The following is a 2,589-nucleotide window of genomic DNA, read 5'->3' as shown; positions in this document are numbered from 1 at the left end:
AATAGATCACCAACGCGTGCCATGATCTTATAAAACTGTTTCTCAGTGATATGACGATCTGGATGGGCGGTTGAGGGAAATAACCAATCCGAATTGATATTCTGTTGGACTAGCCAATCATGATATTGCAGCAAGTCTTGCTGAACAGGCTTTAAATATAACGTGTTTGCTTTACCGGTCTTTTTATCATGAATAAAGGCTGTATTTTTGACAGAGCCGTCTGGATTATAGACATCTGATTTTTTTAATGTCATGACATCACTCACACGTAGTAGCGTGGCCTTACCAACTTGAAAAACGGTGTAATTTCGGCGACCAGCACGGAAACTATCGAGAAGTGTATCTTGTACCATCTTTAAGACGTTGGAGTCTTTGATGGGTAGGACAATTTGTTGCACCATGATTCATATATACCTCTCTGAAATTAAATAATTAAATAAATAATTAATTAATTAAATAATTAAATTGTTTATTTATTGATGACCAGGACCGTATTTCTAAACTTCTTTTATGGTTTATTATATCACTTAACAAAAAAACAGCCCCCATTATCTAACTATTAGATAATGGGGGCTGTTTTAATAGTCTTTCATAGGGGTCATTATATAATTATAGACCTTTTTCAAATTCAAATGTAGCGACAACCTAGTCTGGTAACTAGTACATAACCAGATAATTATAAATATTCCTTTTCATTGTTAATAGTATTAAAGTTGATTTTAGATAATTACTTTTTATGTAGATGGCGCTGATGTCAAGATTATTTTCCAAAGACAACTTGTCTACTACTAATTATTCTCACTCTATTTATAACTCTTTTATCCAAAATTAAACTTATACTTAGAAAATATCTCTTCTAAGTCTTGTGCCATTGTTCGTGTGTAACTCCATAACGAATGATGTTTTTATTTTATTTCAATACCTTTTTTTCTCAAATTTTCAATACATTCAATTAAATAATTATGGTCGTGTTCAGGATAAATAGGATAAGTTGATACTTCAATAGGCAGGGACTTATAAGGAATCATATTATTTCCACGATACAAAGGATTTAGCCAATTTTCATTCGGTTTGTATCCGCGATTTAACATCTCCGTCATAACTAATTTGTGGTATCTAAACAATTTATATGGAGAGTAAATAAAGACATAATCCACTGTTGCGTGCCTTTTCCCCCACCCGCCGCCACGAAGTGCACAGCACTCTCTATGTTGTCCAAGCAATTGTTGACGTGGTAATTTTGTAATTAACGATTCGTGCCATAACCTCATTTTTTGTCTACCTTGCTAACATTAGAATTGTTAGTAATTCCGAGTTAACATAATGTGCTTTCCTTTACATTAATAGCTGCTAATAGCTTATCGGCTTACCACTCAAAGGGTTCAAAATAAATACTGCTATCCGCCACGCCTCTATTTTTCAAAAAATTTCGCCAATATTTGGTCATGGCATGCGGACCAGCTAGCAAATAGATACCATTTTTTTGCATTATGTCCACAATTTGTGTATCAGAAAACCGCCCTACTTGATGTTTGAAATAAATATCGCTTTGATTAAACTTCGTCAATTCATCTAAATAAATAGCATCCTTTTCGTGTTTAGTTGAGTAAAGAAACGTCACTGTTTGTTGTCTTTCCACTGCCATTTGAGCAATAGATATAAACGGTGTAATGCCAATTCCACCAGCAACAATAATCAATGGCTGATCTTCATGATGTTGCTTCAAAAATTGATGATACTGTCCATAATCTTGACATCAGCGTCGTCTTCTTATAATCTGCAGTCTGATCATTATGATCAAAAATATTTTCTTCATCATTAGATTTAGGATCATCTTTTTTATTTTGCTTTTTTACTTCATTATTTTCTTCTGCTATGATCAAAATTCGCCTTTTATCTCAATGTTTGATTCGAGTTGTGATCCAAGAAACAATAATTACTAGAATAACTGCTCCTATAATAGAAGGCACTAATGCCATACCAGCAAGACTAGGCCCCCACTTACCTAGCAAACTTTCGCCTAACCATGAGCCAATTAATCCAGCAAGTATATTGCTAATCCAACCCATTGCAGCACCTCGACTAGTAAGCGCTCCGGCTACTGCTCCAATTATTCCACCGACTATTAAAGTCCAAATAATTCCCATTTTCTATTCTCCTTTTTGCTTTTAGAGTATCTTAATTGTATCACTTACTAAATAATATAGTTTAATAATGCTTACGGTAGATTGTAAAATTAAACCGAACACTCGAATAAAAAGCCGCAGCGCCTTTAATGGTAATTGTCTAAAATAAGCATAAAGGAACTGCGACTCGTGACTAATTGATCATCTCAAGAACGCACTGTCATTCAAACTTTACTCGAATTGAATTATTCTGTTCGTGCCATTGCACGCTTTATTAAACGCTCTCCTTCAACCGTTTCGATTGAAATTCATCAAGTTACACCCTATAAAGCTGAGATTGCTCATGCGTTGGCATTGAAAAAACGTCATCTACGTGGTCGTCATGACACGCTAACACCAGCTATCGCTGTCTTTTTGAATCACCACATTTGCAGCCCAGTCGACAAGAAAAGCGTAGAAAATC

5 protein-coding genes and 1 pseudogene are annotated in these 2,589 nt (G+C 34.8%); 1 reads left to right on the top strand and 5 read right to left on the bottom strand.

Translation table 11 applies throughout. The features are described from left to right. The 5 genes from Q0F58_RS18765 to Q0F58_RS18745 form a co-directional block, all read right to left on the bottom strand. Nucleotides 1–401, bottom strand: a 401-nt coding sequence (locus Q0F58_RS18765) for a tyrosine-type recombinase/integrase (protein ID WP_367118222.1), incomplete at its 3' end; no start/stop codon positions are given. A 504-nt stretch (nucleotides 402–905) separates the two neighbouring features. Further along, nucleotides 906–1,271: a TIGR02328 family protein gene (locus Q0F58_RS18760; protein WP_015695649.1), complete on the bottom strand. Its 366-nt coding sequence runs from the start codon at nucleotides 1,269–1,271 to the stop codon at nucleotides 906–908. Between the two features lie 95 nt (nucleotides 1,272–1,366). Next, nucleotides 1,367–1,699 (bottom strand): iron reductase, encoded by a 333-nt coding sequence (locus Q0F58_RS18755; protein ID WP_288947098.1) that lies wholly within the window; start codon nucleotides 1,697–1,699, stop codon nucleotides 1,367–1,369. Between the two features lie 10 nt (nucleotides 1,700–1,709). Next, nucleotides 1,710–1,883: a hypothetical protein gene (locus Q0F58_RS18750; RefSeq protein ID WP_294379475.1), complete on the bottom strand. Its 174-nt coding sequence runs from the start codon at nucleotides 1,881–1,883 to the stop codon at nucleotides 1,710–1,712. Nucleotides 1,884–1,898: 15 nt separating this feature from the next. Further along, nucleotides 1,899–2,147, bottom strand: coding sequence for a GlsB/YeaQ/YmgE family stress response membrane protein (locus Q0F58_RS18745; RefSeq protein ID WP_294379473.1), 249 nt, complete (start codon nucleotides 2,145–2,147; stop codon nucleotides 1,899–1,901). Between the two features lie 168 nt (nucleotides 2,148–2,315). Here Q0F58_RS18745 and Q0F58_RS18740 point away from each other — a divergent pair. Beyond that, a pseudogene (locus tag Q0F58_RS18740) lies at nucleotides 2,316–2,589 on the top strand (helix-turn-helix domain-containing protein); the annotation flags it as partial.

It is taken from the genome of uncultured Clostridium sp., from assembly GCF_934754915.1.
Lineage (GTDB): Bacteria > Bacillota > Clostridia > Clostridiales > Clostridiaceae > Clostridium.
Note: the sequence above shows the minus strand (reverse complement) of the source record. Positions and strands in the feature narration are given on the sequence as shown.